Origin of the sequence: Flavobacterium akiainvivens (assembly GCF_001278115.1) — a bacterium.
Classification (GTDB): Bacteria; Bacteroidota; Bacteroidia; order Flavobacteriales; family Flavobacteriaceae; genus Flavobacterium; species Flavobacterium akiainvivens.
Window position 1 is genome coordinate 1854487 of sequence record NZ_LIYD01000005.1, and the last position, 19646, is coordinate 1874132.

Genomic DNA, 19646 nt, shown 5'->3' on the forward strand with positions numbered 1-19646 from the left:
CACGCACAGATAATAACCTATTCTTCTCCTTTCTCAATAGCATCGCTGCCTAATTCTTCAACCGAAAACCCTGCATTTAAAATAGCGGTGGTATCTGTTATTTCTTTAGTAAAATCAACCGTGATTTTATTCGGGTCGAGGGTTGAATAGTACATTACATAAAAATGCTTGAGTTTATCCCTGTAATTATCCGGGCAATCATCATAGCCATTCTTAAATTTTACACCATCAATATAATACCTTACCCGCGCCTGAGATGATTTGTTAGCGTGGTAGCAATAGGTAAACTTGCAAATGGTTGTGCCCTTGTGCTCTGCTATTTCTTTACGATAGGTATCTTTTCTCAGGGTAGCAAAAAGCACTACACCAATTAAAAAAACAAGCACAATGTAGCCACCGTATTTACCCATTTAATTTAGCTTTTACAGTTAAACCCTTGCCCCCTCCCCGCTTATTATCTTGCTTATAATGCCGCGTTCTTTATCGCCATCAGCCGCCACAACACCCACAAGGTGCAGGCCTATAAACGCCACCATGTAGTACAGGGAGAGCTTGTGTATTTCTTCATTAATATCGTGTATGCTGTCCGGGCCAAACTTAATAATAAGCCCGGTTAGTAATGATGTAGCCGTAAAAACATAAAACAGCACATACACCCACGAGCGGAATCTTTGGTAACCCGTTAACCCACCCTTAAGCGGACTGTAAAACGCAGCGCCCTGCACACGGGTTATAACCATCCTGATGATAAAAAGGCCGCACAGCACATAACCCGCAATGGTATGCGTGTTCCACATGGGGCGGCGCACGTCTTTACCTATCTTGCCGGCCAGGTCGTTATCTATGATCATACCTTCATTTTCCAGGCTGCTTTGAATAATGCCACCCATCTGGCCTTTGTTCATCCAGCCCAGGCGCAATAATACCGTTAACAAAAGGTATAAAAACGTAAAGGCAATAGCCCAGTGTATAAGCCTGCTGGCTAATGAAAATCGTTTATCCATTATGTAGTTTGATTCTTATTTCGGATTATACTAAAACTTATCCATGCACCATATCAGCTGGCTCTATGTGTATGTGCACATGCGCCATTTGCGGGTACAACTGCTTAATGTGGTCCTGCACGGCGTGGGCAATATCGTGCCCCTGCGCCACGGTAAGGTCTTTGTTTACCCAAATGTGCATATCGGCGTGGCTCATAATACCCATTTTCCTTATGTGGCATTTTTCAACAAGCACCACCCCGGCCACTTCGGCGGCACAGTTTCTCACACTTTCGTTCAGGGCGGGGTCAAGGTCTTCGTCCAGCAGTTCGCCTATCGCGGGGCGTGCAATCAGGTAAGCGTTAATAACAATAACCACAGCTGCCAGTAATGCTGCCCAGTCGTCGGCCTCCTCATATCCGGGGCCGCCCAGTAGCGCAATGCCTATACCTATAACCGCCGCCGCAGATGTTATGGCATCGCTCCTGTGGTGGAAAGCATCGGCCTTAACCGCACCGCTGTTTATTTCCTCGCCTGTTTTAAGCACATAGCGGTATAAAATTTCTTTGGTAACAATAACCGCCAGCAAAATAATCAGCGTCCACGGGGCAGGTGTTTTGTGTGGGGTTTGTATGTTGTGTATGCTCTCTACGCTTATAATAACCGCAGCAGCAACTAAACCTAACGATATGCCCAGGGCTATAAGCGCCTCTGCCTTGCCGTGGCCATACGGGTGGGCTTTATCGGCCGGGCGGCTGCTCCACTTAAGGCCTATGTACAGCAGGCCGCTGGTAACAATATCGGTAAGGCTTTCAATAGCATCGGCAATAAGGGCATAGCTGTTGCCAAAAATACCCCCAAGCGCCTTTGCCACAGCCAGAACGGTGCTGACCAGTATGCCCGTAAGGGTGGTTTTTAGCCCGGCGGCCACAGCGTTTTCCTGATGCGATTGCTCCATAACTATTCAAAAAAATTAAGTACCGGCAATAAACTGCCCTGTGTATTTTAGTATTGGCAAAAATACGGCAAACCCACGTTTTCTGCACCCCCTAAATGCTAAAGTTATACACGCCCGTATTACCTTTACATTATGTTTTTTAGAAATATTTTGTAACAAAATACACACAAATGCGTTCTAATGGGCAACCAATTTTATCTTCATGCAACCATTTTAAAAGTAAAAACGTCTATTACTCTGTTGAGGGTTGGGAGTTGCGGGTTCCCTGAACGTTCAGGTCGTCCACAACTTTAAAAACAACTCCCAACCCCCAACAGTTAACCGTTAACCAACCAATAAACCAATATTTAAACCGATACATGCACAAATTATTCACCTTACTACTATGCCTTGCCTCCCTGGCGGGTTTCAGCCAGGTAAAAGGAACCGTTAAAGACGCGCAGGGAGAGCCCATAAGCTTTGCCAGCGTGGTTATTAAAAACACCTACACCGGCACCACAGCTAATGATGAGGGTACTTATGAACTGCCCATAAAGCAGCCCGGCAGCTACACGCTGGTGTTTCAGTCTATAGGCTACAAAACCAAAGAGGTGGCCCTTAACCTTAAGGAGTTTCCGCACACGCTTAACGTTACCCTTGAAGACGAAAGCTACAAGATGGACGAGCTGGTTATTTCTGCCAAGAGCGAAGACCCTGCCTACAAAATTATGCGCGAGGCCATTGCCCGCCGTAAAGAAAACAGCGCCAAGGGCGGTAAGTTTGAAGCCGACTTCTACAGCAAGGCTATCTTTAGGGTAAAGAACGTACCTAAAAGCATACTGGGCCAAAAGATAGATTTTGAAGAAATGGGCATAGACAGCACCGGCAGCGGGGTGATTCACCTTAGCGAAACCGTGAGCCACCTTACCTATGAGGAGCCCCGCAACCTTAAGGAACACATTATTGCCAATAAGGTAAGCGGCGACAACCAGGGCCTTAGCTTTAACACCGCACGCGGCACGTTCTACAACTTTTATGACGATTATATAGACTTTGGCGAAGTACAAATGGTATCGCCACTGGCTAAGGGTTCTTTTGGCTACTACAAGTTTAAGCTTGAAGGCAGCTTTGAAGAAGAACACGGCTACCTGGTTAACAAAATCAAGGTTATTGCCAAGCGCAATAACGAGCCCGTGGTAGAAGGCTACATTTATATTTTAGACGATACTTATGGCATTTACGCCGTAGATTTTGATATTAAAGGCTACCGCATACGCATACCGGTTATTAAAAACCTCAAGCTACAGCAAAACTTCAGCTACAACCAGGGCAACGGCATCTGGAGCAAAAACTCACAAACGTTTGATATTGATGCCGGGCTGTTTGGCGTAGGCTTTACCGGGCTGGTTACACACGTGTATACCAACTATAAGTTTGTAGATACCTTTGATACCGGTGTGTTTACCGATGAAGTAGGCTCTTTTGAGAAAGACAGTAATAAAAAAGACAGTATTTATTGGGAGGCCATACGCCCCGTGCCACTTAGCCACGAGGAAATAACCGATTATGTAAAGAAAGACAGCCTGAGCGCCAAGTATGATAACCCTGCCTACAGGGATTCTATGAGCCGTGGCCGTAATAAATTTGGTATTTTAAGTCCGCTTATGGGCTACGATTACTACAAGAATAAAGATAAAGTATACACATCTTTTAAGTACGATGGCATCCTTCAGGTGCCTATGTACAACACGGTGCAGGGCTGGAACGCCGAAACAAAGCTGGCGTACACCCGCAATGACGCACGCGACTCACTACGCAACAAATACTTTTCGGCGTCAGCCACGTTTAATTATGGCCTTGCCGAAGACCGCCTGCGGGTACAGGGTACGCTCTCTAAAAACTTTGGTAAAATAGGCTATGTATACCTTAAAGGGGGTAACAGCATAGAGCAGTTTAATAACTCCCCGGCTATAGACCCGTTTATCAACTCGGTTAGTACGCTGTTTTTTAAAGACAACTACATGAAGCTGTACGACAAGCAGTTTTGGGGGCTTACCTACAGCCGCAGCCCGTTTAGCTTCCTGTCTTTGAGTTATGGCATAGAATACCAGCGCCGCAGGCCGCTGTACAACAATGCCGACTGGGTGCTTATTAAAAACGACCACGACTATACAAGCAACAACCCGCTCGACCCATTTAACTATGGCTCTGCCCCGTTTGAAAAGCACCATATATGGAAAGCCGGTATTGCGGGCAGTATTGTGTTTAAGCAGCGTGGCAAGTACATTACCTACCCCGGTGGTTACAAAAGCTATATAGAGCAGGTTAACTACCCTAAAATATCGTTTGGCTACATACAGGGCTTTGGTTCAAGCAACAGCAATTATAACTACAGCCACCTGTATGGCAGCGGCTCGTGGAGCGAAAGCTTTGACAACAAGGGTACATTCTCAATAAACGTTAAGGGCGGTAAATTCTTTAATGGCGATAACATTGCCTTTATGGATTACAAGCACTTTAACGGCAACGAAACCCATGTAAACAATGGCGGTACTTATAATAACGTGTTCAACAACCTGCCCTACTACCGCCTGAGCACTAATAACGCTTATTTTGAGCTGCACACAGAGCATAACGACAACGGTTATATAATGAACAAAATACCGCTGCTTAGCGCCCTGCAATGGAACCTGGTGGGCGGTTACCACCACATTTCGTCACCAGACTATAAATCGTATCATGAAGTTACCGTAGGTTTTGACAACATAGGCGTGGGTATGTTCCGCATATTCAGGGTAGATTATGTGCGTTCGTACCAGGGCAGTACCTTTATAGGCGATGGCTTTGTATTTGGCATCAAGCTCCTGGGAGGGTTTTAATCCGTTGCTCCGTTGAGGGTTGAGGGCTGTTTTTAAAGTTGAAAACCATATAAAAACTGTAAACCTGTAAGGCGCAAACCTTACAGGTTTTTTAATAGCCGCTAATGGCCAAACAATTTAATAACACAAATAAATTACACAAAATCAAATAATTATGTTTATATTTACAAAATAACCCGATTTACTGAGGGAACTTCTTCTGACAACATTTTATAACCTGTATCCTGTTTTCATTTTGAGTATTCTTTGATGAATTATTAAAACAGAATATTATGATGTTTGCTAAAAACATTTACCTGTGCGAAGACGATACTGATGATGTAGAGTTTTTTCAGGAGGCACTTAATACCGTTGATGGTAGCTTTAACCTTACGGTTTCCTGTAATGGATTTGAACTGCTCGACCAGCTTAAAAAATGCACCCACACATTGCCGGACCTTATTATTCTTGATATAAATATGCCAAAGATGAACGGGCTTGAAACACTCAAGGCTATTAAAAAGAACCCTGCCTATGCCGCCATACCGGTTGTGCTGTACTCTACCTGCGCCGAAGAAGAATATATACAATATGCACACGCTAACGGGGCCCATTACTATTTTGTAAAGCCTTATGAGTTTGGCACATTAAAATTATACATAAAAAAGCTGCTCTCCATAAATTGGAAAAGCAGTATAATAACCCCTAATTTCAGGGATTTTGTGTTCATAGTTAGTTAAGTTACAGCCTCCACACACGGAGGCTTTTGTTATTGTTATCCTAAATGCAGGGCCGGTGCAATAAGTAATGGCTACTTTTATAACAAACTGATTTTCTAAAGGAAAAAATAGTATTTGAATATAACTATCTTTTGCGAATCGCCAAAACTATATGTAATGCTGTATTCAAAAAAGATTTTCCTTGTGGAAGATGATTATGACGACATCCATTTTTTTCAGGAGGCACTTTTACAGCTTCCCGACACCTTTCAAATTACCATTTTTCATTCGGGGGAAGAACTGCTCAAAACCTTTGAAAGATATGAAGGCGTATTGCCCGATGTGATTTTTTTAGACAGCAGCCTGCCACTCTTTAACGGTATGGAAATACTTGCCCAGATTAAAGCCCTGCCCACATACAACGCTATTCCCGTTATTGTAATGTCAGTGTCAGATTACCCTATTTATATTGATAAAGCCTACACACTTGGCGCTCATTTTTATTATATAAAGCCCTATAACTTCGCCACATTAAAAGGCCACCTGCACAAACTGCTTTCCATCAACTGGCAAGACTACACCCACCCCACCCACCGGGACAATTTTTTAATATACTGATGAACCCACCAAGCGCAAAAACGAGCCCGGACCGACAAAGTTATCTTTTTGATATAGATTAAAATTGCTCAGCAGCTCAGTAGCTAAGAAACTCAGCCGCTTTTTAGAAATACAAAACCCCGCTATTAGCGGGGTTTTGTATTTCTAAAAAGAATATTAAATATCGTCAAAGCTAACATCGGTAAAGCTTTCAGCAGCAACGGCTTCCTCGCCTTTTTCGCCAAACAGCCTGCGGAAGTCTTTCTGGTGCCTTTCGCTTATTACCTCTTCGCCCTTGTTGTTTAGTACATAGTTGGTCATTTCATCAAGAATATCCCTAAAGGCGGCAAAATCTTCCTTGTACAGGTAAATTTTATGCTTCTTGAAGTGGAATGAACCATCTTCTTCAGTAAACTTTTTGCTTTCTGTTATCGTGATGTAGTAATCATCAGCCTTGGTAGCCCTTACATCAAAAAAATAAGTCCTTCTTCCTGCCCTAAGCACTTTAGAAAAGATCTCCTCCTTTTCCAGCATATCATTATCTCTCATAATCCTCTGTTCTTGTATATTGGTTTATGTGGGTACCAAAAATCTAAAAAAAATCTAAATAAAGCAACAATTTTAGCTTAATTCTTTCTCACTAAGCTGTTTCAGGTACAGTTCCTTATAGTAACCCTGCTGGCTTACCAACTGATTGTGAGTACCTTCCTCTATAATTTTACCGTCTTCCAGTATAATAATCCTGTCGGCATTCTTGGCGCTCGATACCCTGTGGCTCACAATAATAGTGGTTCTATCCTGTGCAAATTCCTGCAGGCTGCTTAGTATAGCCTCCTCGGTTTCAGTATCTACGGCGCTAAGGCAGTCGTCAAGCAGCAGTATGGGCGCATCTTTAATAAGCGCACGGGCTATGCTTACACGCTGCTTTTGCCCTCCGGAAAGGGTTATACCCCTCTCGCCCAGTATGGTTTCATACTGGTGGGTAAAGGTTTCTATATTATGGTGCACCACGGCTTTTTTGGCAACGGCCACCACCTCATCATGCGTGGCGTCTTCCTTGCCAAATTTAATATTGTTCTCTATGCTGTCACTAAACAAAAAGGCATCCTGCGGCACCACGCCTATACTGTCGCGCAGGTCATACAGGTTAAGCCCGCGCACATCGTGTCCGTCTACCTTTACAATACCACTTGTAGTATCATACAAACGGCTAATGAGCGACAATACCGTGCTCTTGCCACTGCCCGTGCGGCCCAGTATGGCAAGCGTTTCGCCTTTATTTATTTTGAATGAAACCCCCTTAAGCGCGTGTATGCCGGTATCGTCATACGTAAAGCTTACGTTTTCAAACGATATGTTACCTGCAATTGGCGTATGTTCCGGCTGGTTATTGGCAATATCAGGCTGTATTTTAAGAAACTCGTTAATACGTTTTTGCGATGCCTCAGCCTCCTGCACCATACCGCTAATCCACCCAATGGAAGCCACCGGCCACGTTAGCATATTTATGTACAGTATAAACTGTGCAATAGTACCCAGATTGGTTATCTCGCCGTTTATGTACATAGTACCGCCCACATACAGCACCACAAGGTTACTGATGCCAATAAGCAAAATCATAAGCGGGCCAAACAACGCGCCTACAAAAGCAAGGCTCATGTTGCGTTTTTTGCTCTCACGGCTCAGGTCGGTAAAGCCCTCCTGTTTTAATCCCTCAAGGGCATAAGCCTTTATAACACGTATGCCGCTAAACATTTCCTGGCTGTATGAAGATAAAGACGAAAGATTTTGCTGCACCAGCGTACTGCGCTTGTTTATCTGGTTGGCCACCCAAAAAATGCTCCATGCCAGCAGTGGCAAAGGCAATACCGTATACAGGGTAAGCTCCGGAGAAATAATAATCATTTGCGTGAGTATTACCACAAACAGTATTATGGTGTTGAGCGCATACATAATGGCCGGGCCCACATACTGGCGCACACGGTTTACGTCTTCGCTAATGCGGTTCATAAGGTCGCCCGTGCGATTTTGCTTGTAAAAGTTTTGCGACAGGTTTTCATATTGGCGGAAAATCTCGTTCTTGAGGTCAAACTCTACGTGGCGCGACATAACTATAAGCGTCTGCCTCATAAAAAAGGTAAGGATACCCCTTAATATGGTAGCACCTAATATTATAAGGAAACTGGTAACCAGTATATCCTTAACCTCATTGCCGGTTTTAGTGCCTTTTACAAATTCCTGCACTGCCGTAACCGATGCCCCTGTGTAGTTAGGGCCAAAGAGTGCAAAGAGCTGTGCCACTATGGTTATTAAAATTCCTAAAAGGAATTGAAATTTATATTTGGCAAAAAATTTATTTAAATATTGTAATTCTTTCATGCTTTGTAACCAAATGTATAATTATGCTTTAAGCGAATGTTAAAAAACCACGCTGCAACAAGCTAAAAACGCTTCAAAAAACACCTCTTTTATTTATCAAAAACTCAAAAAATCGGTTTCAATCTGCCAATTCACAATAAAATCCGTATTTTTGCTTCAGGTTTTTAAATAATTATCAAATTTAAAACATTACTATCATGATTGCAGAAGTTGTAAAAGCCAATGAGCTACACAAGGTTGACCCGGTGTTTGGCCAGCCCTCGTTTAATGACCACGAACAGGTTGTTTTTTGTCAGGACAAAGATACAGGATTAAAGGCAATTATTGGCATCCATAATACAACTTTAGGCCCTGCGCTGGGCGGCACCCGCATATGGAAATACAACAACGAGTGGGAAGCCCTTAACGACGTGCTTAGGCTATCGCGCGGCATGACTTACAAGAGTGCCATTAGCGGGCTTAACCTGGGCGGCGGCAAGGCTGTAATTATAGGAGATGCTTCTAAAGACAAAACCCCTGAGCTTATTACCCGTTTCGGGCAGTTTGTTAACTCACTAAGCGGCAAGTACATTACCGCCGAAGACGTGGGCAGCACAACAGCCGATATGGACCTTATTCGCGATGTAACCCCGCACGTTACCGGTATTAGCGAAGCGCGCGGCGGCAGCGGAAACCCAAGCCCCGTAACGGCCTATGGCGTATTTATGGGTATGAAGGCAGCAGCCATGCACCAGTTTGGTTCGGCCAGCCTTGAGGGTAAAAAGATATTGGTACAGGGTACAGGCCACGTGGGCGAAACCCTTATTAAGCACATTACCGAAGAAGGCGCTACCGTATACATTAGCGATATTAACGAAGAGCGCATGCAGGCGGTTTCAGCTAAATATGGTGCTACCATTTTTGCCGGAGACGACCTTTATAGTGCCGATGTAGACATTTATGCCCCGTGTGCACTGGGCGCTACTATAAACGATGATACTATTAACCGCATTAAGGCACGCGTTATTGCCGGTGCTGCTAACAACCAGCTGGCTGTAGAGCAGGTGCACGGCCGCATACTAATGGAAAAAGGCATTGCTTATGCGCCTGATTTCCTTATAAACGCCGGTGGTATTATTAATGTATATGGCGAAATTGCCGGTTATGGCAAAGAAGAAGCCCTTAGGCGTACCGAAAACATATACAACACCACACTTGAAATCTTTAACCACGCTGAGGCTAACGGTATTACCACACACCAGGCCGCAATGCAAATTGCACAGCAGCGTATTGACGACAGGAAAAAAGAAAGTGCCAAATAATTAGCGCACATTAATATTATTACTAATTTTGCGGGGCGAAAAAATTTTTCGCCCCGTATTAATTTTATTAAGTTCTTAAAGTAGCCGGATGTTAAACAGGAGACATATTCGTGTAAAAGTAATGCAGAGCATTTATGCCATGCACCAAACAAGTTCAGACAGTATGGAAAAGGAAGAGAAGTTCCTTTTTCAAAGCATTGAAAACATCCGCGACCTTTACCTGCTCATGGTGTCGGCCCTGGTGGAGCTTCGCAAAGCCGAAGACGATTTTATAGAAAAATCGCAAAAAAAACACCTTGCTACCGATGCAGAGCGCAACCCCAACAAAAAATTTGTAAACAACCTGGTGCTTACCCTGCTTGACGAAAGCAACCCGCTTAGCATTGCTATTGCAGACCGCAGGATAAACAACTGGCAGCTTAATGATGACTACATTCTTTTATTGTTAGAAGACATTAAAGAAACCGAGCTGTACAAAAACTATATGCAAACCCGCACCAACACGTGGGAAGAAGACCGCGATTTTGTACACGCACTGTTTACAGAAGTTGTTGCCCCTAACGAAAAACTGTATGAATACCTGGAAGACAACAAACTTACCTGGGTAGACGACATACCTGTGGTAAACACCCTTATAAGCAAGCAGCTGCAAAACCTTACACCCGAAGGCCGCGACTCATTCTCGGTACCAAGGCTGTATAAAGATATAGACGATAAGGATTTTGTGCGCGACCTTTTCCGTAAAACGGTACTTAATGAGGTAGAGCTTGCCAAAGAATTTATTGACAAAACACCCAACTGGGATACCGAGCGTATTGCCGAAATTGACAGCATTATCCTGAAAATGGCCATTTGCGAGTTCCTTAAATTCCCGAGCATTCCGGTAAAAGTTACAATTAACGAATACCTTGAGATTGCAAAAGAGTATAGTACGCCAAAAAGCAGTATCTTTATCAACGGAATCCTGGATAACCTTGTTAAAGATTACCAGGCCGGCAATAAACTTGTAAAAACCGGAAGGGGTTTAATGTAAAAACTATAATATTACTGTTATGAAAAAATCTATCGTAATCATGGCACTTGCAGCACTGGGCCTTGCCTCTTGCCAAAAGAACAATTCTCTTGCCATTGACGATGCCGTAGCACGCAAAGCCGAACTTGCCCATGCAGAATCTGGCAAAGTGCCCGTAGCTAACTTTGACAACCTTATACACGATTTTGGTACTATTAAAGAAGGTATTAAAGTAGAGCATACCTACACTGTTACCAATGCCGGTAAAGGCGACCTTGTAATAAGCAATGCCAAGCCAAGCTGTGGCTGCACCGTGCCAGACTGGACTAAAACACCTATAAAACCGGGAGAAACCGGCCAGGTTAAGGTAATTTTTGATTCATCTCACAAAAGCGGTAACGTTGAAAAAACCGTAGCACTTACCCTAAACACCGAAAAAGGTACCGAAACCCTAAACTTTAAAGCTAACGTAGAGGGTGGCGCTAAAAGCGGCGTTATTGCACACTAATAAATCTTTTAACTATATATAATGGAACAATTACAGCAATTTGCTCCTATTTTGCTAATCTTCGTTGTAATGTATTTTATGATGATAAGGCCACAGCAAAAAAGGGCTAAGCTTGAAAAACAATTTGAACAAGACATTAAGGCAGGCGACAAAATAGTAACAAAAAGCGGTATCCACGGGCGTATAGCCGAGCTTTCTGAAGATACTGTGGTTATAGAAACCATGGCCGGAAAACTTAAACTGGAGCGCTCTGCAATATCGCTTGAGCTAAGCCAGAAAGCAAACAAGGCAAAATAAAAAAACCGGCAGTAGCCGGTTTTTTTATTTTAAGTTTTCAGTCTCAGTCGCAGTTTACAGTGAGAGTGAAGCTACTGAAAACTGAGACTGAGACTGAAAACTACTCCTTCTCCAAAACCACATCAATGGGTTTGTTCATCTTACGGCCAAATTTCATGGCTGCCTGCTCGCTTTCATTACTGCACAGCACATACATATTATAAGAGTAAAGCGGTACAAATACCGTTTTAAACTTACCGCCATTTTCAGCGCCGTCTACATCTTCAATCTTAACCTGGAAGCTTTCTGCCGGGAAATTATTTACTACCGACAGCATATAATTATCCTTCGCATACGGAAAAAACCAGCGTTCTTTTTTAGCCACACCGCCTTCGGGCAGGCGTTTGTTATCATCGCCTATAAGATAGTTAAAACTGAATTTCATAGGCTGGTTCGCCTTGTTGTAGCTGTACAGGTTATTGGTGTTTATAACATCATTACCCAGGCTGTCTACAATAGTAACCTTAAGGTTTTTAATATTATGCGTTTTGCCGTTTTCGTGCGCATCAATCACCACATAGCTGGTAAAGTCATAACCGCAGTGCATGGCATTTTGCTGTGCGCTTGCCCCACCCGCCGCTAACAGTAACATGAATAACAGGTATTTCATAAAGGCAAAGATACTTCTTTTTGGATTATTCGATTATTGGATTGTTCGATTATTGGATTGTTCGAGAGCTTCACTCAAACTGTATACAATTCTGATACCAAATACCCAATAAGTCGAAATATCCAACAATCCAAAAATCCTAAAGATTCTCCAGCTGGTTCCTCTTTTTATCGCTGCTTATGGTCCAGAAGAAGCCTACAAAAAAGAAACGGTCTGCCGGCTGGGTAACAGCCTGGCGGTTATAAAAGCCATTGGCATCAGGGTTATTGGCATAGGTATAGCCAAACACGTTATCGCTGCCCATAACATTACTTACCGAAAAGTACAGTATTTTTTGCTGCGACAGCAGGTAGGCCCAGCTCAGGCTCAGGTTGTTGTAGCTCTTGGTCATGCTGTTCATAAACAATTGCTCGTTAGGGTTATCATAAGGGCGGCCGCTGTTGTAGCTGTAGGTTACACCCAGCTGGGAACGCAGGCTGTTTACCCAGTACTTGGTTACTATAGATGCATTGTGTTTAGCCACAAAGCTTGGGGTAACAGCATATTCGTAATTGCGGTAATCGCGCTCGCTGTCAATATAAGAATAGCTTACCCAGTATTCCAGGTTTTTAAACGTGCGGCTGTCCCTCCACATCACATCAAGCCCTTTTGCATAACCGCTACCCATGTTGCTGTAAATGCTGTTGTATACCGGCATAGCTGTGTTGTACTTTACAAGGTCTGTATAATCTTTGTAGTATAGCTCGGCACGCAGCATAAGGCCGTCAGTATTGTACAGGTAATTCAGTATATAGTGGGCTGTTTTTTCGTAATCAAAATTCTGGCTGTATTTAAGGTAGCCCTGCCCCGGTGTTTGTGTAAAATTACCGTATGCAAGAGAAAACTGCCCGTTTTTACCGGCTTTGTAAGCCAGTGCCGCACGGGGCTCTAAAGTACCCTCTCCCACCACCTGGCTGTAAGAACTGCGCACACCGGCCTTAAGGGCAAAATCACGCGAGAAAACAATATCGGCCTCAGCATACCCGGCCGCAATACCGTTGTAATAACCGCTGTTAAAGTTAAAGCCGGTAGCCTCTTTATAATCCTCATTAAAATCAGTAATAAAATAATCGCCCCCCACAGCCAGTTTAAAACGGTTGCTGAATGTTTTGGTAAGCTTCAGCTTAAGGTGCGCGCTGTTTTCGGCATTGTTTACCCTGTCCTGGTCAAGGCCAATTTTATTAGCGCTATAGCCATAAGCCACCCCGGTTTGCAGCGTAAGGAAGTTACCCACACTACCTTTGTATGAACTGTTTATGTAAAAGTTATCGTTTTTCATGTCTACCAAAACCGGTGCCTGCAGGTTAACATCATCCTGGTCAAGGCTCAGGTCGGCGTGGTCAAAGGCAGCATACAGTTTTATCATGCCACTGTTAAGCTTATAGCGGTATACGGTTTCGCCTGCAAAAGAACGGTACGGCCTGTGCCATTTTACATTTTGGGGTATTGCCAGCTGGTACGGCTTCAGGTCGGTATAAGCAGCATTAAAGCTAAGCGAGCTTTTGTCCCACTTCTGGGTGTTGCCTATGCCAAGGCCTACTGTCATCAGGGCAATATCTGTCTGCTCCATATCGGGTTCTTCAACAGTATTCATAAGCAGCACGCTCGATAGCGCCTCGCCATATTCGGCACTGTAGCCACCGGTACTAAACGTCATACCTTTAAACAGGAATGGCGAAAACCTGCCCCTGGTTGGGATGTTGTTTGCTGTGGCATTATAAGGTTGTGCCACACGTATACCGTCTACAAACGTTTGGGTTTCATCGGCCTCGCCACCGCGCACAAACAGGCGGCCGCTCTCCCCCACTGTATTTACACCGGGCAGTGTTTGCAGCGCCGCCACAATATCGCCTGCCGAACCCGCCGTGGTAACAATATCAAGCGGCTTAAGGGCGCTTACCTTACTGTTATCTCCGGCGCTGAATGTACCTGCCGATATTACAACCGTATCGAGCGTATTTACATTTTCGCGCATTACAAACGTTTGGGGCTTGTATTCTTCTATGGTTACTGCCTGGCTGAAATCTTCGTGAGAAAGGAAGGTTATGATTAGCGTACGCATTCCGGTTTCGGTAGTTTCAAAACTAAAGGTACCGTCTTCGGCAGTGGTAGCACCATCATAAGTGCCGTCTATATATACGTTGGCTGCGGCAAGCGGTGCACCTTTATCGTTAGTTACTTTACCGCTTATGGTGGTTTGGGCACCGGCAGTGCCAAAGGTTATCAGGGCAATAAGGGCTAAAAGTGTTTTCATGGTGTTGGTGGTTTTTTACAGGGCAAAGATGCGCAGGCTGTTTCATACTTTATAAAAAAGGTTACCCAGTTGCATATTTAATGGTATGAATTGTAAAAGGCCAAAAAGCACTTTTAACGGCGAAATCGTTTGTTTTAACATTATTTTTATTAAGTTTGCGACAGGAAAAAACTCTTAATCTGCTTTTAATCAGATTAATAACAAAAATTTTATGACAAAAATAAAATTTTACATCGTATTTATTTTAACATTTCTACTGGCTTCATGCAGTTCAGATGATGCTATGGAAACGCTTGAAGGCACCTGGAAACTAAAAAATGCCACTGTGCCCGAAGGTGCCAATATTCAGTATACCGATGGCGAAGTTAGCTGGACGTTTAGCCAGGATAACCAGCGCCTTACCGTTCAAAACAACATTATGACTGCCGGGCCCGAAAATATTTTTTCAGGCTTACCATCAGGCTCTTACACCTTTTATATTAATAATGATAACGGTAATAAAACCCTTTATGTAGAAGGTATAGACCAGGGTATTTTTGCCTATACCGATGCTAACCTGGTTATTAACTCTGAAGCTGATGCAAACGGGGTTATAAAGGTTTTTGGCAGGTAAATCCTAAATATCTTAAATAAAGGTTTGATTGCCTTTTTGTGTGCCCTATCTTTGTGGTTTACACCTATAAAAAATGCAATTACCTTTTATTAAAGCTGTTACAAACCAAAAAAATATCTTCCAACTTATTTTAGCCTCAGCCATTGTAGGCATAATGGCCGCACTGCTGGGCATTGGGCTTAAACACATTACAGAACATTATGAAGCATTGCTGTTTCGCCGTGCTACCGGTAACCGTTTCTGGATAGTGGTTTTTCCGGTAACGGGGCTGGCGCTTATATACATACTGCGCCATTACCTGTTTAAGAAAAAAGAAAACAAAGGCATTAAGGAGGTTTTTGAAAGCAACACATCGGGCAAGCCGCTACCATCTTATAAAATACCATCGCACTTTATAAACGGGCTTATAACAGTAGCCTTTGGCGGAAGCACCGGCATAGAGGTAAGCACGGTTGTGGCTACGGCAGCCGTGGGTTCGCTGGCATCGCAAAAAGAAAGTTTCCTAAAAAAATACCGCAGGTATTTATTGTGTGCCGGTGTGGCTGCGGGTATTACCGCCTTGTTTAATGCCCCCCTGGCAGGTATATTGTTTACGTATGAGGTTATCTATAAAAAATTCAACCGCCTGTTTGCCCTTAGCACCGTTACGGCTGCTGCTGTGGCTTTTGGCTTTACTATAGTTTTAGATGAGGCGCCCGTGTTTAACGCTGCTATAACCCAATGGCACCTGCGTGCCCTGCCGTGGTTTATACTGTTAGGCATACTGGGTGGGTTGCAATCGGTTTATCTTACTAAAAGTGTACTGTTCTTTAAAAAACAGTTTTTAAAATTCAGCAACCCATATTATAAAATAATAACCGGAGGGCTTGTAATAAGTTGTATACTGCTATTACTGCCACAGCTGTATGGCGAGGGTTACCATGCCATTAAACACAGTATTATGGAAGCTAACACTACTAAACTATCAGTATATTTTACAGTCACTATACTGGCACTACTCATTTTAAAACCCATAATAACATCTATAACCCTTTCGGCCGGTGGCGATGGCGGCGTGTTTGCCCCGGGCATTTTCCTGGGTGCTTTTTTAGGATTATTTCTTGCTGTAGTGCTCAATACATTTTTTAATGCAGGCGTTATTCCGCTTAATTTTATGATAGTGGGCATGGCCGCTGTGCTTAGCGCCAGCATACACGCGCCCCTCACAGCACTGTTTTTAGTATGCGGGTTAACCAATAGCTATGTATTGTTTATTCCACTTGCTGTAACAAGCTTTATTGCCATGAATACAGCCAAAAAAATATACCCATACACCGTTTACAGTTACGGCGCAAAAAAGTAATCTCACTTTATTAACAAAATAACAATACATGAGATACGGCTTTAATTTTAAAGCCGTATTTTTATTGGTGCACAACCAAAACAACAGCCCATGAAAATTCCTGACCAGTACCTGCCGGCAATGCCTTACATTATTGTGGCCGACCCGGCCGGTTTTTTAGAATATGCCACTAAGGTGTTTGGCGCTACACAACAAATGATAGTTCCCGGAGAGGGGGAGCGTGCCATTATGCACGGCGAAATTAAAATACACGATGCCGTTATAATGTTTGCAGGTGGCAACGAGCAGTGGAAACCCGCCACCTGCAGCACCTTTATATATGTAGATAATGTAGACCGCGTGTATAACGCAGCTATTGAGCAGGGTGGCACATCTTTACAAAAACCAACACAGCAGGACTATGGCTATAGCGCCGGTTTTGCCGATCCGTTTAACAACCTGTGGTGGATAACCCAGGGCGAATAATTTTTTATGCTAAATATTTCAAACATTCACCACATAGCCATAATTTGTAGTGATTATGAGGTTTCAAAACATTTTTACACGCGCGTAATGGGTTTTACGGTTGTTTTAGAAACCTACCGGGAAGCCCGCGATTCTTACAAGTTAGACCTTGCGCTAAATGGGCAGTATGTAATAGAGTTGTTTTCTTTTCCAAACCCGCCGGCACGCACATCGCAGCCCGAAGCAGCAGGCCTGCGCCACCTGGCCTTTGCCGTAGCCAACCTTGAAGCATCTATTGCGTGGATGGAGCAGCACAATGTAGCCTGCGAACCCATACGCACAGACACACTTACCGGCAAGCGCTTTACCTTTTTTGCCGACCCGGACGGCCTGCCGCTGGAGTTTTATGAAGAATAGGCCTCTCCCCAACCCTCTCCAAATGGAGAGGGAGTAGCTTCACTCAAACGAGGATGGAGTTCATTCTCCCCCTTTGGGGGCTTGGGGGGCTCTCCTCGGCATTACCATATTAGTAAGCTTACACAATGATATAAGCCTGCCTTCTTCATCGGTAACTCTTATTTCCCACAGGTGAAGGCTGCGCCCCTGGTGTATAATGCGTGCAGTGCCGGTTACCACACCTTCTTTTTTGGCGCGCAGGTGGTTGGCACTTATTTCAATACCGCGCACTTCGGTAACTTCCGGGTTTACAAACAGTAACGATGCCGCACTGCCCACGCTTTCGGCCAGCGCCACGGTAGCGCCGCCATGCAATAGGCCCATAGGCTGGTGCACGCGCGGGTTAACCGGCATTTTAGCCTCCAGAAAGCCTTCGCCGACATCGGTATATACAATTTCAAGGGTATCCATAAGCGTATTGCGGCAAAAATCGTTTACCATTTTCAGCGCTTTTTCTTTATCAAAAGACATAGTAGTTGTTTTTTGTAAAAGTAAAACCACAAATTCCAAATAACAAATCTCAAATAACAAATCTCAAATAACAAACCCCGGCTATAAACTAAAAACGCGGTTTTTCCGTTTCAGGAAATAATAGTTACTTTTACAAAAAATTGATACCAACGCCCATGCGCCATTATTTACTATTGCTGCTTAGTGTTCTTGCCATAACCTTTACTTCTTGCCGTGATGATTTTGAATTTGAACCCAGCACCGGCGGGCTCGAATTCTCAAGAGATACCGTGTATCTTGACACAGTGTTTACCAATATAGGCTCAAGCACTTATACCCTAAAAGTATACAACCGCAGCGATAAAGATATTACCATACCCACCATTAAGCTGGCACAGGGCGAAGCAAGCAAGTACCGCCTTATGGTAGACGGAGACGGCTACGGGCAGGGCGGCACACCGGGCAAAATATTTAACAATGTAGAGCTGCTGGCTAAAGACAGCCTGTTTATTTTTATAGAAACTACTATAGACTACAGCGAGTATGCCAATAATACCACCACCTTTTTATATACCGATAAAATTGAATTTGACAGCGGCGCCAACTACCAGGATGTAGATCTGGTAACCCTTGTGCAGGATGCGATTTTTATAAAGCCCAACCGCGAACTGCCTTCTAACATTAAAGAAACGCTAACCATAAGCGGCATTAACGACAGCATTATAGGCCATGAGCTTACAACCCCTGATGAGTTGCACTGGACGAACGACAAGCCTTATGTGGTGTATGGCTATGCCTTTGTGCCAAACGGCCGCACGCTGACCATAGATGCCGGTGCGCGGGTACATTTTCATGCAGAAAGCGGGCTGATTGTAGACGACACGGGTACGCTTTTAATAAACGGAAGCCCATCTACCGACCCGGATATTTTAGAAAACGAGGTAATTTTTGAGGGCGACAGGCTCGAACCGCAGTTTGCCGGTATTACCGGGCAGTGGTTTGGCGTGTGGCTGCCATCGGGTAGCCAAAACGTACTGAACAACCTTACCATTAAAAATGCGGTATACGGCCTCTGGCTGCAACGCACACAGGGCAATGTAAACACTACCCCGCGCGCCGAACTTAAAAACTGCCAGATATACAACTGCTCTAACTATGGCCTGCGTGCCGTTACGGCAAACATAAACGGCAGCAATGTAGTAATAAACAATGCCGGTGAGGCAGCGGCATCGCTAGTATTGGGCGGCACGTATAACTTTAAGCACTGTACCTTTACCAACTATTCTAACAATTACCAGCAGGTGCCGGTAATGCTTACCAATTTTGTGGAAAGCGTTGATAGTTCAAATCCAAATCAGGGTATAATACTGGCAAGCCACCTTAATGCCCGTTTTGATAACTGTATTTTATACGGTTCGGGCAATATAGCGTTGTCTCAGGGAAGAAATGCCGCACAGGACTACAACGTTACGTTTAACCACAGCCTTATAAAACTGGTAGACTACAGTAATATTCTTGATAATAACGAGCTGTATCCGTATGCTGCTACGCAAATTGTGAATTACAACAGCTGCGTTTTAGCCGAAACCACTACCCAAAACAGGCCTGAGTTTGAAAACCCGCAGCAAAACAAGCTGCGCCTGTTTAAACCAACAGGTACTTCTACCGGCCCTGAAAATGCCGCCGACAATACTATAGCGCAGCAGGTAGGCCCCGACCTTGCCAATAACCTGCGTCCGTTAGCTCCTGATACCACGGCTGATATTGGCGCTTATGAAAGCATAGAAGCCCCTGAGTAATAATTTAAT

20 protein-coding genes are annotated in these 19646 nt (G+C 44.0%); 12 read left to right on the forward strand and 8 right to left on the reverse strand.

The features are described 5' to 3' along the window. Positions 1-17: 17 nt before the first annotated feature. Genes AM279_RS08210 through AM279_RS08220 form a run of 3 tightly spaced genes read right to left on the reverse strand, consistent with a single transcriptional unit; the run spans position 18 to position 1941 of the window. A complete protein-coding gene (locus tag AM279_RS08210) occupies positions 18-410 on the reverse strand; it encodes a heme exporter protein CcmD (RefSeq protein ID WP_054407480.1) in 393 nt (130 codons plus the stop codon). Positions 411-428: 18 nt separating this feature from the next. Beyond that, positions 429-1004, reverse strand: a complete 576-nt coding sequence (locus AM279_RS08215) for a cytochrome b/b6 domain-containing protein (protein ID WP_074961563.1) — start codon at positions 1002-1004, stop codon at positions 429-431. A gap of 37 nt (positions 1005-1041) precedes the next feature. Continuing rightward, a complete protein-coding gene (locus AM279_RS08220) occupies positions 1042-1941 on the reverse strand; it encodes a cation diffusion facilitator family transporter (protein ID WP_054407485.1) in 900 nt (299 codons plus the stop codon). Positions 1942-2300: 359 nt separating this feature from the next. Between AM279_RS08220 and AM279_RS08225 the strand changes: the two genes are divergently transcribed. The 3 genes from AM279_RS08225 to AM279_RS08235 all read left to right on the forward strand — a co-directional run bounded on the left by AM279_RS08225 (position 2301) and on the right by AM279_RS08235 (position 6115). Then, positions 2301-4799, forward strand: a complete 2499-nt coding sequence (locus tag AM279_RS08225; protein WP_054407487.1) for a DUF5686 and carboxypeptidase regulatory-like domain-containing protein — start codon at positions 2301-2303, stop codon at positions 4797-4799. A gap of 272 nt (positions 4800-5071) precedes the next feature. Next, on the forward strand, positions 5072-5518 hold the full coding sequence (locus AM279_RS08230) for a response regulator (protein ID WP_054407489.1): 447 nt from the start codon (positions 5072-5074) through the stop codon (positions 5516-5518). 156 nt (positions 5519-5674) lie between these two features. Continuing rightward, the gene (locus tag AM279_RS08235) at positions 5675-6115 is read left to right on the forward strand and encodes a response regulator (RefSeq protein WP_054407491.1); all 441 of its coding nucleotides are present in this window, start codon (positions 5675-5677) and stop codon (positions 6113-6115) included. A gap of 156 nt (positions 6116-6271) precedes the next feature. Here the strand turns inward: AM279_RS08235 and AM279_RS08240 are convergent, their stop codons facing one another. Continuing rightward, the gene (locus AM279_RS08240; protein WP_054407493.1) at positions 6272-6643 is read right to left on the reverse strand and encodes a PUR family DNA/RNA-binding protein; all 372 of its coding nucleotides are present in this window, start codon (positions 6641-6643) and stop codon (positions 6272-6274) included. 72 nt (positions 6644-6715) lie between these two features. After that, positions 6716-8473, reverse strand: coding sequence for an ABC transporter ATP-binding protein (locus AM279_RS08245; RefSeq protein ID WP_054407495.1), 1758 nt, complete (start codon positions 8471-8473; stop codon positions 6716-6718). A gap of 197 nt (positions 8474-8670) precedes the next feature. Between AM279_RS08245 and AM279_RS08250 the strand changes: the two genes are divergently transcribed. The 4 genes from AM279_RS08250 (at position 8671) to yajC (ending at position 11591) form a co-directional block, all read left to right on the forward strand. Continuing rightward, complete coding sequence (locus AM279_RS08250) at positions 8671-9774, forward strand: Glu/Leu/Phe/Val family dehydrogenase (protein WP_054407497.1); 1104 nt, start codon at positions 8671-8673, stop codon at positions 9772-9774. An 88-nt stretch (positions 9775-9862) separates the two neighbouring features. Further along, positions 9863-10807 carry a transcription antitermination factor NusB gene (nusB, locus tag AM279_RS08255; protein ID WP_054407499.1) on the forward strand — a complete coding sequence of 315 codons (945 nt, stop codon included), beginning with the start codon at positions 9863-9865 and terminating at the stop codon, positions 10805-10807. A 19-nt stretch (positions 10808-10826) separates the two neighbouring features. After that, entirely contained in the window at positions 10827-11294 is a 468-nt protein-coding gene (locus AM279_RS08260; RefSeq protein WP_054407502.1) for a DUF1573 domain-containing protein, read from the forward strand. Between the two features lie 21 nt (positions 11295-11315). Next, the gene (yajC, locus tag AM279_RS08265) at positions 11316-11591 is read left to right on the forward strand and encodes a preprotein translocase subunit YajC (RefSeq protein ID WP_054407504.1); all 276 of its coding nucleotides are present in this window, start codon (positions 11316-11318) and stop codon (positions 11589-11591) included. Positions 11592-11691: 100 nt separating this feature from the next. On the opposite strand, the gene AM279_RS08270 is transcribed toward yajC, so the two are convergent. Beyond that, a complete protein-coding gene (locus tag AM279_RS08270; RefSeq protein ID WP_143090383.1) occupies positions 11692-12222 on the reverse strand; it encodes a hypothetical protein in 531 nt (176 codons plus the stop codon). 157 nt (positions 12223-12379) lie between these two features. Beyond that, positions 12380-14533, reverse strand: coding sequence for a TonB-dependent receptor (locus AM279_RS08275; protein WP_054407508.1), 2154 nt, complete (start codon positions 14531-14533; stop codon positions 12380-12382). A gap of 211 nt (positions 14534-14744) precedes the next feature. Here AM279_RS08275 and AM279_RS08280 point away from each other — a divergent pair, with 211 nt between their 5' ends. The 4 genes from AM279_RS08280 (at position 14745) to AM279_RS08295 (ending at position 17349) form a co-directional block, all read left to right on the forward strand. Then, positions 14745-15146: a lipocalin family protein gene (locus AM279_RS08280; protein ID WP_054407511.1), complete on the forward strand. Its 402-nt coding sequence runs from the start codon at positions 14745-14747 to the stop codon at positions 15144-15146. Between the two features lie 73 nt (positions 15147-15219). Continuing rightward, positions 15220-16488, forward strand: a complete 1269-nt coding sequence (locus AM279_RS08285) for a chloride channel protein (RefSeq protein WP_054407512.1) — start codon at positions 15220-15222, stop codon at positions 16486-16488. Positions 16489-16578: 90 nt separating this feature from the next. After that, positions 16579-16953, forward strand: coding sequence for a VOC family protein (locus tag AM279_RS08290; protein ID WP_054407514.1), 375 nt, complete (start codon positions 16579-16581; stop codon positions 16951-16953). A gap of 6 nt (positions 16954-16959) precedes the next feature. Continuing rightward, positions 16960-17349: a VOC family protein gene (locus tag AM279_RS08295; protein WP_054407516.1), complete on the forward strand. Its 390-nt coding sequence runs from the start codon at positions 16960-16962 to the stop codon at positions 17347-17349. A gap of 60 nt (positions 17350-17409) precedes the next feature. Here the strand turns inward: AM279_RS08295 and AM279_RS08300 are convergent, their stop codons facing one another. After that, positions 17410-17859, reverse strand: coding sequence for a PaaI family thioesterase (locus AM279_RS08300; RefSeq protein WP_054407518.1), 450 nt, complete (start codon positions 17857-17859; stop codon positions 17410-17412). Between the two features lie 155 nt (positions 17860-18014). Between AM279_RS08300 and AM279_RS08305 the strand changes: the two genes are divergently transcribed. Beyond that, positions 18015-19637 (forward strand): hypothetical protein, encoded by a 1623-nt coding sequence (locus AM279_RS08305; protein ID WP_054407520.1) that lies wholly within the window; start codon positions 18015-18017, stop codon positions 19635-19637. The last annotated feature ends 9 nt before the right edge of the window (positions 19638-19646 follow it).